This window comes from Pseudobacteroides cellulosolvens ATCC 35603 = DSM 2933 (assembly GCF_001262605.1).
Lineage (GTDB): Bacteria > Bacillota > Clostridia > Acetivibrionales > DSM-2933 > Pseudobacteroides > Pseudobacteroides cellulosolvens.
In genome coordinates this window covers 1,179,018-1,198,578 of record NZ_LGTC01000001.1, presented here as the reverse complement: position 1 = coordinate 1,198,578, position 19,561 = coordinate 1,179,018, and the positions used below count along the sequence as shown (strand labels likewise).

Annotated in this window: 13 protein-coding genes; 11 read left to right on the top strand and 2 right to left on the bottom strand. The window is 36.3% G+C overall.

Going from position 1 to position 19,561, the window contains the following annotated elements:
* Position 1 precedes the first annotated feature (1 nt).
* The gene (locus Bccel_RS04955; RefSeq protein ID WP_050753135.1) at positions 2-1,066 is read left to right on the top strand and encodes a DUF58 domain-containing protein; all 1,065 of its coding nucleotides are present in this window, start codon (positions 2-4) and stop codon (positions 1,064-1,066) included.
* Positions 1,067-1,337: 271 nt separating this feature from the next.
* Here Bccel_RS04955 and Bccel_RS30110 read toward each other — a convergent pair whose 3' ends face one another.
* On the bottom strand, positions 1,338-1,499 hold the full coding sequence (locus tag Bccel_RS30110; protein ID WP_160317693.1) for a hypothetical protein: 162 nt from the start codon (positions 1,497-1,499) through the stop codon (positions 1,338-1,340).
* Between the two features lie 43 nt (positions 1,500-1,542).
* Between Bccel_RS30110 and Bccel_RS29570 the strand changes: the two genes are divergently transcribed.
* The 6 genes from Bccel_RS29570 (at position 1,543) to Bccel_RS04925 (ending at position 15,522) form a co-directional block, all read left to right on the top strand.
* Positions 1,543-1,830 (top strand): hypothetical protein, encoded by a 288-nt coding sequence (locus Bccel_RS29570; protein ID WP_152965926.1) that lies wholly within the window; start codon positions 1,543-1,545, stop codon positions 1,828-1,830.
* Positions 1,809-2,339 carry a hypothetical protein gene (locus tag Bccel_RS04945; protein WP_050753133.1) on the top strand — a complete coding sequence of 177 codons (531 nt, stop codon included), beginning with the start codon at positions 1,809-1,811 and terminating at the stop codon, positions 2,337-2,339. Before Bccel_RS29570 ends, Bccel_RS04945 begins: the two co-directional genes overlap by 22 nt.
* A gap of 60 nt (positions 2,340-2,399) precedes the next feature.
* Positions 2,400-3,710, top strand: a complete 1,311-nt coding sequence (locus Bccel_RS04940) for a methyl-accepting chemotaxis protein (protein ID WP_036940462.1) — start codon at positions 2,400-2,402, stop codon at positions 3,708-3,710.
* 861 nt (positions 3,711-4,571) lie between these two features.
* The gene (locus Bccel_RS04935) at positions 4,572-11,666 is read left to right on the top strand and encodes a S8 family serine peptidase (protein WP_050753132.1); all 7,095 of its coding nucleotides are present in this window, start codon (positions 4,572-4,574) and stop codon (positions 11,664-11,666) included.
* Between the two features lie 317 nt (positions 11,667-11,983).
* On the top strand, positions 11,984-13,789 hold the full coding sequence (locus Bccel_RS04930; RefSeq protein ID WP_036940459.1) for an ABC transporter ATP-binding protein: 1,806 nt from the start codon (positions 11,984-11,986) through the stop codon (positions 13,787-13,789).
* A complete protein-coding gene (locus tag Bccel_RS04925; RefSeq protein WP_036940458.1) occupies positions 13,786-15,522 on the top strand; it encodes an ABC transporter ATP-binding protein in 1,737 nt (578 codons plus the stop codon). The genes Bccel_RS04930 and Bccel_RS04925 overlap by 4 nt, the downstream gene beginning before the upstream one ends.
* A gap of 14 nt (positions 15,523-15,536) precedes the next feature.
* Here Bccel_RS04925 and Bccel_RS04920 read toward each other — a convergent pair whose 3' ends face one another.
* On the bottom strand, positions 15,537-16,448 hold the full coding sequence (locus Bccel_RS04920; protein ID WP_036940455.1) for a DMT family transporter: 912 nt from the start codon (positions 16,446-16,448) through the stop codon (positions 15,537-15,539).
* 264 nt (positions 16,449-16,712) lie between these two features.
* Between Bccel_RS04920 and Bccel_RS04915 the strand changes: the two genes are divergently transcribed.
* The 4 genes from Bccel_RS04915 to Bccel_RS04900 all read left to right on the top strand — a co-directional run bounded on the left by Bccel_RS04915 (position 16,713) and on the right by Bccel_RS04900 (position 19,491).
* Positions 16,713-17,096, top strand: a complete 384-nt coding sequence (locus Bccel_RS04915) for a hypothetical protein (protein WP_036940454.1) — start codon at positions 16,713-16,715, stop codon at positions 17,094-17,096.
* Between the two features lie 32 nt (positions 17,097-17,128).
* Positions 17,129-17,971 carry a transporter substrate-binding domain-containing protein gene (locus Bccel_RS04910; RefSeq protein ID WP_036940451.1) on the top strand — a complete coding sequence of 281 codons (843 nt, stop codon included), beginning with the start codon at positions 17,129-17,131 and terminating at the stop codon, positions 17,969-17,971.
* Positions 17,972-18,065: 94 nt separating this feature from the next.
* Positions 18,066-18,722, top strand: coding sequence for an amino acid ABC transporter permease (locus Bccel_RS04905; RefSeq protein WP_152965925.1), 657 nt, complete (start codon positions 18,066-18,068; stop codon positions 18,720-18,722).
* Between the two features lie 16 nt (positions 18,723-18,738).
* Positions 18,739-19,491: an amino acid ABC transporter ATP-binding protein gene (locus tag Bccel_RS04900; protein ID WP_036940722.1), complete on the top strand. Its 753-nt coding sequence runs from the start codon at positions 18,739-18,741 to the stop codon at positions 19,489-19,491.
* The last annotated feature ends 70 nt before the right edge of the window (positions 19,492-19,561 follow it).

Here is a 19,561-nt window from a genome sequence, read left to right as displayed (position 1 = left end):
TATGAGTGCCGGTTTATTAATCATAGCAACATTGATAATCGTATATGTCCAGGCTTTTATTTACAAAAACTGGGGACTTAGGGATCTAACATATTCAAGGTCATTTAGTTTATCCCGAGTTTTTGAGGGAGAAGAGGTTCAAATGATTGAAGTGATTTCCAATAATAAGATGATTCCAATGCTTTTGCTGCAATTGGAATCGGAAATTACACCTTACCTCCAGTTTCAAAAACAAGGCAATCTGGACATCAAGCACCAGCGATGCCATAGAAGCTTCTTTAGTCTAATGCCATATACCAAAATAACAAGAAAACATACAGTAAAATGCTGTAAACGTGGCTTCTATATCCTAAAATCCGCAGTACTATCATGCAATGATGCATTTAACATAGTTCATACATATAAAGATTTATCCTTATATGCCAGCATAACCGTATATCCTAAAATATTCCCCATTGATGAGTTGAATCTTCCTTGTCACAGTTGGATGGGTGATACCATAATAAGACGCTGGATAATTGATGACCCATTTATGATTTCAGGCATAAGAGACTACCGATATGGTGATTCAATGAACAGGATAAACTGGAAATCAACTGCCCGAAACGGAATTATTAAGGTTTATAATACAGACTGCACATCAAATATGAAGATTGTTATACTTTTAAATATTCAAGCAAGTGAAAATAGCTGGGATGATACCACCGATGTTGATCTTATGGAAAAAGCAGTATCTTACTGTGCTTCAATTGCCAACCACATGGTGTCACAAAGTATTGAAACGGGATTTTGCTGTAACTGCTATTTAGCGGAAGGGATTGAGAACCCAGTACTTATACCTGCAAGTGCCAGCAGCAGCCATATGAACCTGATACTTGAATCAATGTCCTTAATGCATCTTAAAAGATCGGTACAGTTCCATTTATTATTGGACAAATTGCCCGATAATTTTGTAAGAGATACGGATTTCCTTATTGTTACGTCTTACATTGACGAACAGATGAAAAAAAGCATTCAAAGGATTAAAGATTTAAGATGTAATGTTGAAATACTGAATTTGCGGTAAAGAGGGTGGTTTTTAATGTCTAATTTTTTAAAACATATTACAATAAAGTTCTTACAGTCTGCTATTGAAATTTTATTTTATTCCCAATTCTGCTTTTTTTAACGGCATCTGAATTTCCGGAAAGCTGGGTTTTACCGATTATATCAGGGCTATCAGTTTACTACTTGACAGGTATACTTATAGGTTATTTTCTAAAAGATAAAACAAATGCTTTATATGTTATTATTAGTTTTATAATAGGATTAATTGTTTCATTTGCCTTAAGTCTTTTTTATTCCTTTTCAATCATATATATTTGTATGGTAACATTTTCAACATTCAGAGGCATTCGCATAAATAGCAGCAATTGGGTAAAACAATCTCCTGTGCCTGTTTTTACTATGCTTTTTGCATTATACTTGATTTTCAACGCACTATTTTTTATGTCAAACACCCTTTATCATCACATAGGTCTATTAAATAAAGCAGGATTGGTAATGATAGTTGTATTTCTTTCAATCTGCAGCTTTGACCAGCTAAAGGCTGCTTTTTTCAAGTCAGGAAACAAAATTTATATCCCTGCTACAATTTTAAAGTTTAACTTAGCTTCGTTGATTGCGGCATTGGCATTAATAATTGCTTTTGCAAAGCTTAAGCTTTGGACCTCTCTGTTAGAGATTATAAAATTAGCTGTTAGTAGTTTTCTTGTAAATAAAAACTGGAAGAAAACACCTCCAATCGAGGGAGTTGGTGGGGAATACCTATGGGACATGATTCCCTGCTGATAATCTTATTTAAAATTGTAATGGTGGTTATAATAATAGGTTTAATAGTGTTTGCGGTCTGTGCTATTTTTAGACGAGTAGTGAAAATGATTCTGGAGCTTTATGGTAAATCTAAAAATAATGTAACTAAGGAAAATAAACTCGGATATGTAGATGAAAAAGAGACACTATTAAAATCCTCTTCACGACGCTGGCCTAATATAAAAAATATATTTAAAATTTTTAACAAAAAAGGATTGTCGTGGAAGGATATTGTTACAAACAGGGATAAAGTCAGGTTTATATACAGGCAAAAGGTTTGGTCCTTTATAAAAAAAGGTTATGAATTTAAAAACATACTTACACCAAGCGAATTGGGTAAAGAGGTGGAAGAGCTTTATAAAGAAGATGTTTCTCACCTTACTTCTGCTTATAACAAGGCTCGCTATAGCAATGAAAGTGTTGGGATTAATGAAGTTGAAATGCTGGTAAAAAAGTTTGGAAATAAATCTTATATGACAAGTAAATAATTTTCCTATTTAGCCGATAACTATCATAGATTATCTTCAGCAGTTTGATAGGAGGGCTAAATGATTTTTCGCAAAAGTGTAATAAGAAGGTACTTTATTTTATCTATAGTTACGGGTATTGCTATGGGATTGATATTTCCCCCGTTTGCAGGCTTATTTACATATTACAGGAAAGAATCGTACTCTTTGCCGTTTACATTATCCTGTGTAACAGCTGGTATTGTTGTAGGTCTTATTTCATACTATATAGGAAAGTTTACGCTTATTAATTCAATTAAAGATTTGATATATCACTTTGATAGTTTAAGTAAGGGTGATTTAACCAAACGAATGAATGTCAGAAGCAATGACGAAATAGGGAAATTATCTTTATGCTTTAATGAGTTTGTTGATAAGCTTGAAGGCATGGTTTGTGAGATGTATAAAATGAGTAATTCCCTGACTGAATTCTCATCAAATCAATTTACTGAGATAAAGCTTATATTGAATGAGGATGAAAAACAGAACAATAATATATATAACATAGAAACATTAAGGAATAACACTTCGGATACCACTGAAAACATAAAATCCCAATCGAAAGAAATAAAGAGAGCATCTGAAGAAATTAACAGCATAACTCAATCAGTTTTCAGTATTACTGATATTGCAGAACATACAATGAAGCTATCTCAGACAACTTCCATAGAGGCTGACAACGGATGGAAATATGTTGAAAAGAACTTGGAAACTATGAAAAGGATAAATGATACAGTTAAGGATATAGAAGAAAAAGTAATAAAATTAGGTGAATCATCAAACGCTATAGGGAAGATCATAAATGTTATGTCTTCAATTTCGGAACAAACCAACCTTTTAGCACTAAATGCTGCAATTGAGGCTGCAAAGGCAGGTGAAGCAGGTAGAGGGTTTGCTGTTGTTGCTGATGAAATAAGAAAGCTGGCTGATACTTCAAAGAGGTCTGCTGTTGATATAAAACAATTGGTAAAAAGCATTCAAGAGGAGATAAAGACTGTAGATGATATTACAAGAATGGGCTATAAAGAAGTTGAGATTGGAACAACCATTTCGGCAGATTTAAAGTTAAAATTAATGAATGTAATAGATAATATAAACAGTACATATGGTGAAATAAAAAATATATCAACATCAATCCAGAAACAACTAGATTCAATGACACAAATAAAGAGTACTGCGGAGAATATTGCTACTAAGAGCGTACTTGTAGAAGAATTGTCACAAACCCAAATAAATGCCTTAAACACTATTTCAGAGAAGTTGTATAATACATTGAATTCTTCCGGTGAACTGGCGAATATGGCAGAAGATCTGAACAAAATGATAAAAATGTTCAAGACTTCAAAAAGATAACTGAATAAACTATTTATATATGTTACGAAAAAGATTTAAATTAGCAAATGCAGTTGAATCGTCTGAATTTGCAATATAAAAATGGATTTTTCGCAACATATGAATCAAGAAAAATGTTTTGCAATAATTAAAGCGTAAAATAATTATTGCAAAACATATAGATAAAAAATTTAATATGTAATTGTCAAACAAACCCGCTTAACACTCGTTTAGGCGGGTTTTGTGCTTTTTACACAAATGCTCAGCTATCTAAAAGCTAATATTCAAAACAAAAATTGTGGTAAACCAAAATGTTTTATTTACAAATAACGAAGGATTTGAAGAATTTTATTGAGCAAAATATGTTCACATAAAAAGTTTCTATTTTTCCCCACTTTTTTATTCTAATCTGATATAATCTAGGTGGCATTTTATATTAATATTATTTATATCAAAATCAGTATGTGTATTTTGTCATAACTGGATTTGATAAAGATAAACACTGGAGAGAAATATGATAAATGAGTTTAGTAAAAAGTATTGAGACCAGGTTTGCTGACTGGTCACTTGGGGAGGTGATAAGGATAATACAATTCGGTATCTATATATAAATACACATCTATTAATATTTGAGGTTATTTATTCAGAGAGATTAAATAAAAAGTATGAATATTGAAGAAATAATTATTGTCTAGGAAATTATGGTATATGTTGTGCCGCAAGTTCTCACGACAACAATCAAGGTTGCAAAATCCCAAGTGGTTTTGTTCTTCAAATCAGTTAATCTAAAATGCTGTTATTAGCATAGATCAAATTAATAGGGGGAAATATGTAAAATGAAAAAAAATTAAGAGTATTATTGCAACTGTATTAGTCTGTTTAATGATGCTTATCAACTATCCTGGAACAATTTTTTCCAACACTGTGATTGCTCAACAAAACACCATAGAGAAATCTCCAGATCATTCATTACATAGTGATGAGGCTTTAAGTGATTGCAGCCATGATGAATGCGATGGACACAGCCATGAGGCTCTATGTGTTTGCAGCCATGATGAGTGTGATGGACATAGCCATGAAGCTTTTTGCGATTACAGTCATGATAAGTGTGATGGACATAGTCATGAGGCTATATGCGATTGTGCTTCATGCGGGGATATAAAAATTGCCGTTTTCGATTCAGGCATTAGTAATATTGATACAGCCGGAAGAGTTTCTTTTGTTGAAGATAAAGAAATTCTAAGCACCCATGGGAATATTATAGCAAGTAATTTAAGAAACATGATTCCTAATTCTAAACTGTATGATGTCAGAATTCTTAATAACAAAAATGAGGGTACTTACAGCAACTTTGCAAAGGGAATTGATTGGGCGGTTGAAAATGATATAGACATTATTTCTTTAAGTGTTGTTGGCTTTGAAGCATCAAGTATTCTTGAAAAGGCTATCAAAAAAGCAGAGGATAATAATATCCTTGTTATAGCTGCCGCTGGTAATGAATCTAGTGATAAACCTTTATATCCTGCTGCTTATACAACTGTAATATCAGTAGGTGCCGTAAATGAAAACTCAAAAATTACACAATATTCAAATTATGGAGAATATGTTGATGTTTATGCAATTCCCTTGTATGAAGGGACATCATACTCAACACAATCCATAGTTGCAGATGCGGCAAAAATAATAGAAAACAATCCTTCTATATCTGTAAAAGAAATCAGAGAACATATCACAAATGGAAAAATAAAAAATGATATTGAGCAAAACGGTTCAGTTGATGGCATATTATATGCTGCAGCATGTGCACATACATTTAATGGATCATATACAACTACAAAACAACCTACATGTACAGCGACTGGCACGAAGGTAGGCAAATGTACAAAGTGCGGTGCAGTTCTTTCGACAGTTTCCATTGCTGCATTGGGGCATTCATATGGATCATGGACAACAACCAAGTCTGCTACTTGTACTACAGCAGGAAGCAGAAAGAGAACATGTTCGAGATGTTCTGATATTGACACAGATACAATAGCAGCTACGGGACATACATTTAATGGATCATATACGACTTCAAAACAACCTACATGTACAGCGACCGGTACAAAGGTAGGCAAATGCACAAAGTGCGATGCAGTTGTTTCCACAGTTTCCATTGCTGCATTGGGACATTCATATGGAGCATGGACAACCAAGGCTGCAACTTGTACTACAGCAGGAAGCAGGAAGAGAACATGTTCAAGATGTTCTGATATTGACACAGAAACGATAGCAGCTACTGGACACTCATTCAACGGTTCATATACAACTTCAAAAGAACCCACATGTACAGCGACTGGCACGAAGGAAGGCAGATGTACAAAGTGCGATGCGGTTGTTTCCACAGTTTCCATTGCAGCATTGGGTCACTCATATGGAGCATGGACAACCAATGCTGCAACTTGTACTACAGCAGGAAGCAGAAAGAGAACATGTTCGAGATGTCCTGATACTGACACAGAGACAATAGCAGCTACTGGACACACATTCAACGGATCATATACAACTTCAAAAGAACCCACATGTACAGTGAACGGAACGAAGGAAGGCAGATGTACAAAGTGCAATACGGTGGTTTCAACAGTTTCCATTGCTGCATTGGGTCATGATTTTAATTCATGGACGGTAGTTCAAGAGGAAACCTGTACAAATCCAGGAGGGAAAATAGGATCATGCTCGAGATGTTCAGAAAGAACCTCACAATCCATACCTGCAACAGGACATACATTCAACGGTTCATATGCGGTGGAAAAAGAGCCAACATGCACAGATGAGGGTACAAAAGTCGGAAGATGTACCAAATGTAATGCGGTGGTATCAACAGTCAGTATCCCATCACTTGGGAATGGGTCACACTCATTTAGCGGATCATATACAACGACAAAAGAACCTACATGTACTGAGCCTGGGAAGAAGGAAGGCAGATGTACAAGGTGCAATGCGGTTGTTTCAACAGTTTCAATCCCTGCATTGGGACATGATTTTAGTTCATGGACGGTAGTTCAGGAGGAAACCTGTACAAATCCCGGAGGTAAAATAGGATCATGTTCGAGATGTTCGGAAAGAACCTCACAATCCATACCTGCAACAGGACACACATTCAACGGTTCATATGCGGTAGAAAAAGAGCCGACATGTATTGATGAGGGCACAAAAGTTGGAAGATGTACCAAATGTGGTACAGTGGTATCAACAGTCAGTATCCCATCACTTGGAAATGGGTCACACTCATTTAATGGATCATACACAACGACAAAAGAACCTACATGTACTGAGCCTGGAAAGAAGGAAGGCATATGTACAAGATGTGATGCGGTTGTTTCAACAGTTTCAATCCCTGCATTGGGACATGATTTTAACTCATGGACAATAGTACAGAAGGAAACCTGCACAAATCCCGGAGGGAAAATAGGATCATGTTCAAGATGCTCAGAAAGAACCTCACAATCCATACCTCCTACAGGACATAAATTTGATGGTTCATACGAAACAGATAAAGAGCCAACATGTACTGATGAGGGTACTAAAGTCGGAAAATGTACCAAATGTGGTACGGTGGTATCAACAGTCAGTATCCCATCACTTGGAAATGGGTCACACTCATTTAGCGGATCATATACAACGACAAAAGAACCTACATGTACTGAGCCTGGGAAGAAGGAAGGCATATGTACAAGGTGTGATGCAGTTGTTTCGACCGTTTCAATTCCCAAATTAGGACATGATTTTAACTCATGGACAATAGTACAGAAGGAAACCTGTACCAATCCCGGAGGCAGAATAGGATCATGTTCAAGATGTTCAGAAAAAACCACAGAATCCATACCTCCTACAGGACATGATTTCGATGGCATATATGAAACAGATAAAAAGCCAACATGTATTGACGAGGGCACGAAAGTTGGAAGATGTACCAAATGTAAAACAGTTGTATCAAAAATCAGTACTCCATCACTTGGAAAAACAGGACATACATTCAACGGTTCATATGTTGTTGATAAAAAGCCTACATGCACTGAAAAGGGAACCATGAAGGGAATGTGTACTGTATGTGAAGAAGTCGTATCGACTGTTGATACTCCGCCACTTGGAGGTAGCCATAAATTTGACGGCTCATTTACTGTTGTAAAAAAACCTACATGTTCTCAGGATGGAAAGCAAGAAGGATTATGTATAAGGTGTGGTGATGTAATTTTATCACAAGATATTCCGGCACATCATAAGATAATAGATTCTACTTTCAAAATCACACCTTCAATCGAAACAATAAATGGATTCAATAAAGAGGGCAGTACTATTAGGGTAAGTGCCACATGCTCATCATGCGGTAATGTGGACCTGACAAATAAAACTGTAATTTCAAGCAGCAACAACAGTGTTGCAACAGTTTCAAACGGCCGCATTATTAGTGGAGAAAAAGCTGGAAGTGCGACGATGACTGCAAGCTATGAAGGGTATAGAGCTGTATGCAATGTAAATGTGCTATCTCCTAATGCTCCAAAATTGCGGAGCTTAACTATAATTCCAGGAAGTGAAACCATAACTGAATTCAATAAGCGTGGTTCAAAAGCAAAAGTTATGGCGATTTTCGATAATGGTGCTTATGATGTTACATCTAACATTTCATTTACATCAGGAAACAGTAAAATTGCTTATGTAGATAATGAAGGGTATATCAAAAGCGGTCTGATAACTGAAGGAACTACTCTAATAACTGCAGCTTATGAAGGAAAGACAGCAACCTGCAGTGTTAAAGTTGATATGGAGTCTGAGGTGGATACAAAACCACTTAGTTTAGGAAAAACTAATGGCGGCATTACAATCCCCGAAGATCTGCCGGTTATAGGTGGTTATGAATTGGAATTTGGTTTGGATTTTATACCTGCTACACTAAACTTTGGAAAAGAAGAATTTAAGATTGCCGTGGGTGTAAATGATGTGAAGAGCGTCGGCGAAAATTGGAGAGATTTTAAAAATACTTTAGTAGATGCAAAAAAAGGCATTTATACAGTTAGTAGATTAAAATCCGTGATGTCGGGATTCGGAGCTAAGACAGGAAAGTTTAGCGTTACAAAAGGATGGAAGCCAGAATTGGATGTATATGGCTATATCGAAGGGGTAATGGTTAATGGTGTACCCACAGTTACTAATGGCTCAATAACTCTAATGGTGGAAGCAAATTACACCAGTCAAACACAATACATGATAGGACCTTTTCCGGTTTATTTTGAGATTGGCGGGGGTATCAAGCTGGAGTCTATTTGTAATATAAAGGGAATATCATCAGGGTTTAGTAATATAAAGACAAGTTCGGAGCTGAAAATAACGCCTAGATTTGAAGTGGGCGGAGGTATTGGAGTAGCCAATGTTTTAACGATAGGCGGTACCGGCGAAGCAGAACTTGAATTCCTGGTTCGTGATGATGGAGACTATATAAAGATAACATTGACAGGTGGTTTGAACTTAAAAGTTAAAGCCTTATTTTTCGAAGCTAAAAAATCAATAGCAAAAGGCACATGGAACATCTATGAATCGCTCCCTACAAACAATTATATGGCTTTGCCGCCGCCTGAGTTTGATAAATTCGATATGTACAATTTAAATGAATATTCACTAATGCAAAGAGATTACATAAACAGGCCTTCAGTATGGAACGGAAATGGTCAAACACAGCCTCCGATGGGAAATTCAGCGGCTCCTGAGTATACAAATAAAGAGGTTAAAGTATTGGGCACCAACATATATCCTAATGCACAACCGCAATTGGTGAATTATGGTGATGGGCAAATTCTGGTTTGGGTTTCTGATAATAAGGAGAGAACATCTTCAAACAGAACAATGTTGGTATATTCCATATACGATAAAGAAAGTAACTCATGGAGTGAACCTATGGCAGTAGCTGATGACGGCACAGCAGACTTTTACCCTCAATTGGCAGCTGACGGAAGTAATATCTATGTTGTTTGGCAGAACAGCAACAAGAAGTTTGCTGACGATGTTACGCTGGAGCAGGTTGCCAGTTCCGGTGAAATTGCTGTAAGCAAATTTGATGTACAAACCAATACCTTTGGTTCTGCAGTTCAACTGACTCAAAATGATTTGCTTGATACATTACCTAAGATAGCGGCAGAAGGAAATAAGGCTTATATTACATGGACAAGCAATAATGAAAGTGATATATTCGGTGTTAAAGGTAAAAACTCGATATACTATTGCGAGTTGGAAGATGATAAATGGTCAAGCCCCAAATTGCTTAGTGAAGGCTTAAATGCTGTTCCATCTATAAGTGCAGGTTTTATAGAAAATTCATTTACAGTTGCGTATGTTTTGGATGGAGATAATGTTCTTGATACTATAAATGACAGGGAAATCTATACAGTAAGACCTGGCAGTACAAGTACAAGACTTACTAATAACAACACTTTGGATTCAGCACCTGCCTTCTCGGTCTTTAATGGAAAACATGCTTTGTATTGGTATAATGAAGGAAATATATCATATATAAATGGGCTTGGCACAATGCCAAGTAGTGTTTTCAAGGGGCCCAAAGCAGGCTTGAAGGATGAGTTTAAGGTTCTTACAGGTAATAATAATGAACTGGCAATAATCTGGCCGAGCACTGCAAATGGTTCTACTGAAATATATTCGGCAATCTATGATGCAGATAGCAGTGAATGGAGCGAGGCTGTGAAAATATCCAATATTGGAAAAGAAATTCTTACTCCGGAGGGTGTTTTTGACAGCAACGGCAACTTAAAAATAGCTTTCAATAAATTGACACAGTTATCTGGTGGAAATGAACAGGCTGATCTTTGCGTTATAAAATTAACTCCATCATACAATCTGTCAGTTGACAGCATTAGCTTTGATCACAGTAAAGTCATTCCTGGAACACAGCTTGGGATTGATGTTGATGTAACCAATAATGGTGAGATTGGCGTTGAAGAAGTGGTTGTTGACATTATGGAAAACGGTGAAGTCATCAATTCATCATCTGTGAAGGTAAGTATTAAGCCGGGTGAGACTAAAAATATAACTGCACTCATGGATTTACCCGATACCATAACCAAGAAAACATACAGTATCAAGGTTACTGCTTCAGAAGATGAAGAATATAATTTAGACGATAACACTAAACAATTTACTATAGGATATACCGACATAACATTACAAATTGAAAGGTACAACGAAGGAAATATTGAACATGTTGCAGCTAATATTTTAAACTTGAGCCATGTACCTTCAGGAGCGGTGTTAAAGGTGACAAAGGGCAGTGAAGATGGCGAAGTTATAGATACTAAGGTTATAGACAATGTTGAAGGTATAGTCAAGTATGAATACAAATTTGATAAAAATGAACTGTGTGCGGGTAAAGATACAGAATTATTGTATTTTACCGTAACAGCAGATGAAGAAGAACTGTATACAAGTGACAATAGTCAATTAATTGCTCTAAATAGCGATAAGGCAAAAATATCAGGTTATGTCTCTGTGGATTTTGAATATTTACCTGATGTTGAAGCACAGATAAAGTCAGGATTTACAGTTAAATTGGCTGGAACTGATATATCCACCAAGACAGATGCTAATGGACACTTTATATTATCTGGTATACCGGAAGATATGAATGAATACACACTTGAAATAAGCAAACCGGGTTATCTTAAAAGGAATGTTAATGCTACCGGAACAGGTAATGTATTAGTTTCATCCGAGGATACTCCCATAATTCTATGGGCAGGTGACATAGCAATAAACGGTGTTCAAAATGGTGCTATCAATATAATGGATTTGATGCAATTAGCCAAGGCATTTAATACCATATCAACAGATGATGGATATGAAGTTGATCTTGATATTAACAGGGATGGTGCTATTAATATGGCGGATATATTTATAATCATCAAGAATTTTAATACATCCAGTTCATCTTATTAATTTTAGTTTATTCTTATATAAAAACGGCGAGCAAATTTAAGCTTGTCGTTTTTCTTTATATTAAGAAAAGAATTAAATATGTTACGAAAAAGGTCTTACATTAGCAAATGTAGTTGAATCGTCTGCATTTGCATTATAAAAATAAATTTTCGCAACATATGAATCAAGGAAAATGTTTTTCAATAATTAAAAATGTAAAATGATTATTGCAAAACATATAAATAAAATCACAAATTTAACTTTACATAATATTATGTTATAATCATAGCCGGAGAATGAAAAAATAAGTAATAAAGAAAAGTTAGGAATGGTAAATTTTGTTTAAAATTGCGATTTTCTTGAAACCTTATAGAAAAGAATGCATTGTCGGGCCGGCTTTTAAACTGCTTGAAGCAATATTGGAGCTTCTTATGCCTACAATCATGGCACTTATAATTAATAATGGCGTTATAAAACGTGATGTGGATTATGTAATAAAAATGGGCGGACTTATGGTACTTATGGCAATATTGGGATTTGGTAGTTCAGTAGTATGCCAATATTATGCAGCCAGGGCATCACAGGGTTTTGGAACAACCCTGCGGAATAAAATTTTTGAGCACATATCATCTCTTTCATATGCACAGATTGATAAATTCGGCACACCATCATTGATAAACCGGATCACAAATGATGTAAATCAGCTTCAACTTGCAATAGCCATGCTCATACGCCTAGTTATAAGGGCCCCATTTATATGCATCGGTGCGGTTATTATGGCAATGATACTGGATTTTAAGCTTTCGCTTATTCTTATAGCAGCTACGCCTGTTTTTGGAATTATACTATATTTTATTATAAGCAGATCATCGCCGCTCTATCGTAAGTCTCAACAATACCTTGACAAAATAGCTCTTGTGCTTCGAGAGAACCTTTCAGGAGTGAGAGTAATCCGTGCCTTTGCAAAAAATAGCAGTGAGAAGCAGCGATTTAATCAGTCAAATGATGATTTAACCGATATTGTCACTAATGTAAGCAAGATATCCGCTCTTTTAAACCCACTGACATCTCTTGTAATGAATGGGGCTATCATTGCTGTCTTGTGGTACGGTGGGCTGCGTATCAATGCAGGAAGACTATCCCAGGGAGAAATTATAGCATATGTGAACTATATTACTCAGATATTGCTGGCCCTTGTTGTCGTATCCAACCTGGTTATAATATTTACCAGGGCATTTGCATCAGCAGGACGTGTTAATGAGGTGTTGGAAACACAATCATCTATTGTTGAAAAAAATACTGTAAAGGATAGTAATACAAAAAATATTAACATAAAAAATATTAACATAAAAAATATTAACACAGAAAATTGTAATACATTTATAACTAATAAAGATAATCCCGCAATAAAGTTTGATAAAGTGTCATTTGGTTATAGTGTTACCGGTGATATGGCATTAAGGGATGTATCAGTAGAAATCAATCATGGTGAAACTGTAGGGCTTATAGGAAGTACAGGCACAGGTAAATCCACATTTGTAAACCTCATTCCAAGGTTCTATGATGCAGTAACTGGTGAAATCTATATAGATGGTATAAATGTTAAGAAATATCCATTAAGTGTATTAAAAAGTAAAATTTCTGTTGTACCTCAGAAATCCATACTCTTTACCGGGACAATTGCAGAAAACATCCGGTGGGGGAAGCAAGATGCTACCGATGAAGAGGTTATGGCAGCTGCAAAAATTGCACAGGCTGAGGAATTTATTTTGAGCTTTTCTGGAGGGTATAGCACAAAAGTATCAAGGGGAGGTGCAAACTTTTCCGGTGGGCAGAAGCAGCGGCTTGCTATAGCCCGTGCTTTGGTTGTACAGCCTGAGATACTGATACTTGATGATGCATCATGTGCATTAGACTTTGCCACAGAGGCAGCACTCAAAAAGGCAATTAAACAAAACTGCAGCAATATGACTGTTCTGATTGTATCACAAAGGGTTAGCACAGTAAAACATGCAGATAAAATAATTGTTTTTGGTGATGGATATATTGAGGGAATAGGAACACATGATGAGCTTATGGAAAATTGTAAGGTATATAATGAAATATGCATATCCCAGCTTTCAAACGGGGAGGCAGTCGTATGAACAGAAAATCATTGACAAGGCTTTTAACTCATATTGGTAAATATAAGAGATTTTTAATATTATCAATGATATGTGCACTTTTGAGCGTTACAGCAAGCCTGTTAGGACCAATGCTCATTGGATGGGCTATTGATTACATGGTTGGAAAAGGTGCGGTAAACTTTAGCTTTGTATCACATATTTTAATTGCTTTAGCCTTTATCTATGCCGGAGGCAACCTTTTCGGATGGCTTCTTACATATTTGACCAACACAATAGCATACCGGACTGTAAACGATATGCGGGGGAAGCTTTTTGAAAAGCTCGGCACTTTGCCGTTGAAGTTCTATGATAATACACCTTATGGTGATACAATCAACAGGTTTGTAAACGATATGGATTCGATCTCTGATGGGGTGCAGCAAGGAATAATGACTTTATTTACAGGTATTGTAACTGTTTTTGGGGCAGTGGGGTTAATGCTTTATATCAATCCGTTTATGACGGTATTTGTACTTTTGTCGGCTCCAGGGGCCTTTTTTGTAGCACGTTTTATTTCCAAACGTACACAGCATTTTTTTAAGGAACAGGCTAAGATTTTGGGCCAGCTTAACGGTTATGCAGAAGAAATAATCGGAGGGCAAAAAGTAGTTAAGGCATTCGGCTTTGAGGAGCGGTCATTCAGGAAATTTCAAGATACCAACAATCTTCTTTACAAAGTAGGGGTAAAGGCACAGTTTTATTCTTCACTCACCAATCCATCTACTCGCCTTGTAAATAACATCACTTATGCGGGAATTGGAATAATTGGGAGCGTTGCCGCTATTTCAGGAATCATATCTGTGGGAGGCATATCCAGCTTTTTGATCTATGCAAGCCTGTTTGGCAAACCCTTTAATGAAATATCGGGTGTTTTGGCACAGAGGCAGGCTGCATTCGCTTCACTGCAGCGGATATTTTATGTACTGGATTTACCTTCGGAAGCAATGGATGATAAAAATTCATTTGATATGAAAGAATCTGAGGGGAATATATTATTTAAAAATGTTGATTTTTCATATGAGCCTGAGTGCCCGCTAATAAGAGGTTTTAACCTGGAGGTAAAAAAGGGGGACAGAATAGCCATTGTAGGTCAAACCGGTGCTGGAAAAACAACTCTTGTTAATCTTCTGATGAGGTTTTATGATGTAGACAGCGGTTCCATACTCATTGACGGCATAAATATCAAAGCTATCACACGGGCCAGTCTTCGCCGGAATTTTGGCATGGTGCTTCAGGATACGTGGTTGTTTGCCGGAAGTATAAGGGATAACATTGCATATGGCAGGGAAAATGCTACGGAAGAACAAATTATTGCAGCTGCTAAAGCTGCTGAAGCCCACAGCTTTATTATGCGTTTACCTAAGGGCTATGACACATTAATAAATGATACGGGAGAAAATCTATCCCAGGGACAAAAACAGCTTCTGACTATTGCACGTGTAATGCTTGTCGACCCGCCTATCTTGATTTTAGATGAAGCTACAAGCAGCATAGATACAAGAACAGAAATACATATACAAAAGGCATTTATGAAAATGATTGCAGGGAGGACAAGCTTTGTTATAGCACACAGACTCTCAACAATACGGGAAGCGGACATGATCTTAGTAATGGATAAGGGTAATGTAGTGGAAAGTGGAACCCACGAGCAGCTCTTAAAGAAGAACGGTCATTACACAATGCTATATAAAAGTCAGTTTGAACCAGCATAAACTTATGTTCAATCCTATGAATAATCTTTTTTGTAAAGACTTTGCATTTGAGAAAAGATCATTCCTGAAAACATTAAAATGCACCCGATAAAACCCATTGTGCTTAAACGTTCATTTAACAATATGAATCCTCCCAGAGCTGCAAAGACAGTCTCCAGGCTAAGTATTAAAGCTGCATGTGAAGGATTGGCATTTTTTTGACCTATAACCTGAAGTGTATAAGCAACGCCTACAGAAAGCAGTCCTCCGTAGAGAATAGGGGTACTTGCCTGTACTATACCAGAAAGAGTTATTTTTTCAACACATATGGCTGTTACCAGGCTGAGAAAGGAGCAGACAAAGAACTGCAAACATGATAGCTTTAAAGCATCAGCCCTGCGTGAAAAATATCCTATGAGTAGAATATGAACAGCCCAGAAAAAAGTGCCAATCAGTTCAAAAAGATCACCCCTGGACAGGGAAAAATTCTCATTTACTGATAGGAAATACAGCCCTACAACAGCTGTTACAGCTCCAATCCAGGTAAAAATCCCCACTTTATGTTTGAAAAACATGCCGAGCATAGGGACTAAAACTATATATAAACCAGTGATAAAAGCGGCTTTTCCGGCTGTGGTTTCAACTAATCCAATTTGCTGCAATGTTGCAGCAATAAATAGACATAATCCGGCCAAAAGGCCTGCCAGGTAAAGTTCCTTCTTACTGTTGTGATTATTATCTTTATCAGAAGGTATTTTGGCTTTTGATCTACAATCAAAAAACAATATCAGCGGAATAAGTGAAAGGCCGCCCAATGCAAACCTGATTCCGTTGAATGTAAATGTACCGACATACTTTATACCCACTCTCTGGGCAACAAACGCAAATCCCCATATTGCAGCTGTAAGAAGAAGCAATAGATTAGATTTTAGTTTTAGTTTATCCATAAAAAAACTCCAGAGTTTAAAATTAAAACAACACAATTAATATAACACAATTTAAATTTACAATCTACAAATTAACATAATAATTTTACATAACATGTTGTTTTCGTTAATTAGCAAATAAGATTAATGCGGCATAATTCTTATAAAGTTGGGAAAATAGCACCTGAACAATATACAAAATAATGATGTTAGCCTTATTGTGCCATAATATTAATGCTGTTATAATTAATATGACAATTCCAAAAAAATCCGGGAGAGAAAAATATGATAAGTGGAGAAAGTTTTTTAGTCAGAGCTTCCAGTCTGCACCAAAATAAATATTATGTAGACTATGTTGGGCTTTACAAATTAAATGACATTTCAATACGTACAGGAATCAATACACCGGATCTCGCTGCTATTTATAAGAAAAATAATGGAATTTATGATGAGCAGCATGAAGTTTACTTCTTTGATGATATGGAATGTGCTAAAAAAACTATTACAGAAATAATGATACATATTAAATCCGATAACCGGGGCAGGTCAATACTCCTTACCGAAGCTGAGATAGAGTACATAAGACAGGCTCTTATCAACGAAGGTGTTAATTCAATTCATTTAAGAAATAAGATTAAAGATAACATATTTAAAAAGTTAAATTCATAAACACATAACAAGAAGTTTAAAGGAGGTTTTTTATGTTGAGGTTGAAAAAAAGAAATTTACTTCGAGTTACAGCTTTAGTGGTCATTTTAATTCTAACATTAACTGCTTGCGGAACCGGTACAGAAAGTACAAATACAGATCAAAGCTCGGATAGCGGAACTAAAAGTGATGTTTTGCTTGTAGGTGTTGATGATAACTATCCACCTATGGAATTTAAAGATTCCGATGGTAAAACAACAATCGGGTTTGATGTTGATGTGGCAAAAGAATTGGGTAAAAGACTTGGAAAATCAGATGTACAGTTTGTTTCAAACGATTGGACAGGTATTTTTCAGGCACTAGAGATTAACAAGTTTGATGCCATTATTTCATCTGTCAGCATCAATGAAGAAAGGCAAAAGGAGCATTCACTTACCAAGCCTTACATAGCTAATAAACAGGTTATTGTAACCAAGAAATCAACAACTGATATAAAATCAACCGATAACCTTAACGGTAAGAAAGTTGGTTTACAAGCAGGAAGTACATCTGAGGATTTCTGTAGGGATCTTATAAAAAACAAAAAAGTGGTTGAAAATGATATGTCTACATACCCACTGGTAACACAACCATTCATGGATCTCGATGCAGGAAGGCTAGATGCGGTAATATGTGATATAGTTGTTGCAAAATATTACATAGCTAACAACAAGGATAAGTATATCATTGCCTGGGAAAGTCCTGATGCTGAGCCAATGGCATTGTGCTTCAAAAAGAAGGATACTGAATTGAGAGACAAGGCAAACAAAATATTGGATGATATGCAGGCTGATGGAACCATGAAGAAGATATCTGAAAAATGGTTCGGTGAAGATGTAACGAAGAATTTACAATAATTAGCCATACCTAGATGCGTTGAGCAGATTGTGTTTGTTGTTCTGTTCAACGCATTTTTAAATGATAAACGTTTTTTCGGGGGAGTTGTTAAAATTGGACTTGGATAAACTTATGGGATATATGCCCGCACTGCTTGAGGGGGCAAGAAATACAATACTGTTAACTGTTATCTCTGTTTTTTTCGGTGCCATATTGGGACTGTTTTTAGCATTGGGAAGGCTGTCAAAGAATAAATTTATTGATAGAATTTGTTGGTTTTATATATGGCTTTTTAGGGGTACACCATTATTAATGCAGTTGTTCTTCATCTACTATGCACTTCCGAATATCCATCCTTCTCTTACTTTGCCAGGGCAATGGATTCCTGCTCTTTTGGCACTTGCTTTAAACTCTGCAGCCTACCTTGCAGAAATTATAAGGGCTGCAATACAATCAATCGACAAAGGCCAGATGGAAGCGGCCAAGGCTTTGGGTATGAGTTATGGGCAGGCGATGAGAAGAGTTATTGTGCCTCAATCATACAGGCGTCTTATACCCCCTGTGGGAAATGAACTCATTGCACTTTTGAAGGATTCTTCATTAGTTGCCATGATTGCAATGACGGAGCTTATGAAAGTTACCAACCAGATATCTACAAGAGAGTCAAATGCGGCTATATATATACCTGCAGCTATATTGTTTTTAGCAATGACAACATTTTTTACAGTTATATTTGAAAAACTTGAGAAAAAGTATTCGGTTTATGAATAGTGAGGTGATTAGCATGATGGTAAAAATGGAAAAAGTGGCAAAATCCTTCGGGAATCTGGAGGTATTAAAAAATATCAATTTCGAGATTTCAAAGGGTGAGGTTGTGTGCGTAATCGGCCCCAGCGGTTCAGGTAAGAGCACCATGCTAAGATGTCTCAACCACTTGGAGCGTATCACCTCAGGAAGTGTTTATATTGAGGGGGAGTTGATAGATCAAAGAGTATCAGGAAGGGATCAGTTAAAGATATCTCAGAAAAAGGTTTCAGAAATATGTACAAAGCTTGGAATGGTTTTTCAAAGGTTTAATCTCTTTCCTCATATGACTGTACTTCAGAATGTTATTGAGGCTCCTGTTACAGTTAAAAAGCTGAGTGTTAAGGAAGCTACGGAATATGGTTTAATACTCCTTAGAAAGGTTGGTCTTGAGGACAAAAAAGATGAATTTCCCTCCAGGCTTTCAGGAGGCCAACAGCAAAGGGTTGCTATTGCAAGGGCACTTGCGATGAAGCCTAAAATCATGCTCTTTGATGAACCTACATCGGCTTTAGATCCTGAATTGGTTGGCGAGGTTTTAGAAGTAATGAAAGAACTTGCAAGAGAAGGGATGACAATGCTTGTTGTGACTCATGAGATGGGATTTGCCAAAGAGGTAGCAAGTAGAGTATTATTTATGGACAGAGGTGAAATTCTGGAAGATGGTACACCAGGACAGATTTTTACAAACCCTAAACATGAGAGAACTAAATCATTTTTGCAAAAAGTTCTGTAATTGTGGTGCATAAACCATAATTTCCTGGACATACAAATAAGCTGGCTGGAGCTAAATCCGCCAGCTTTTA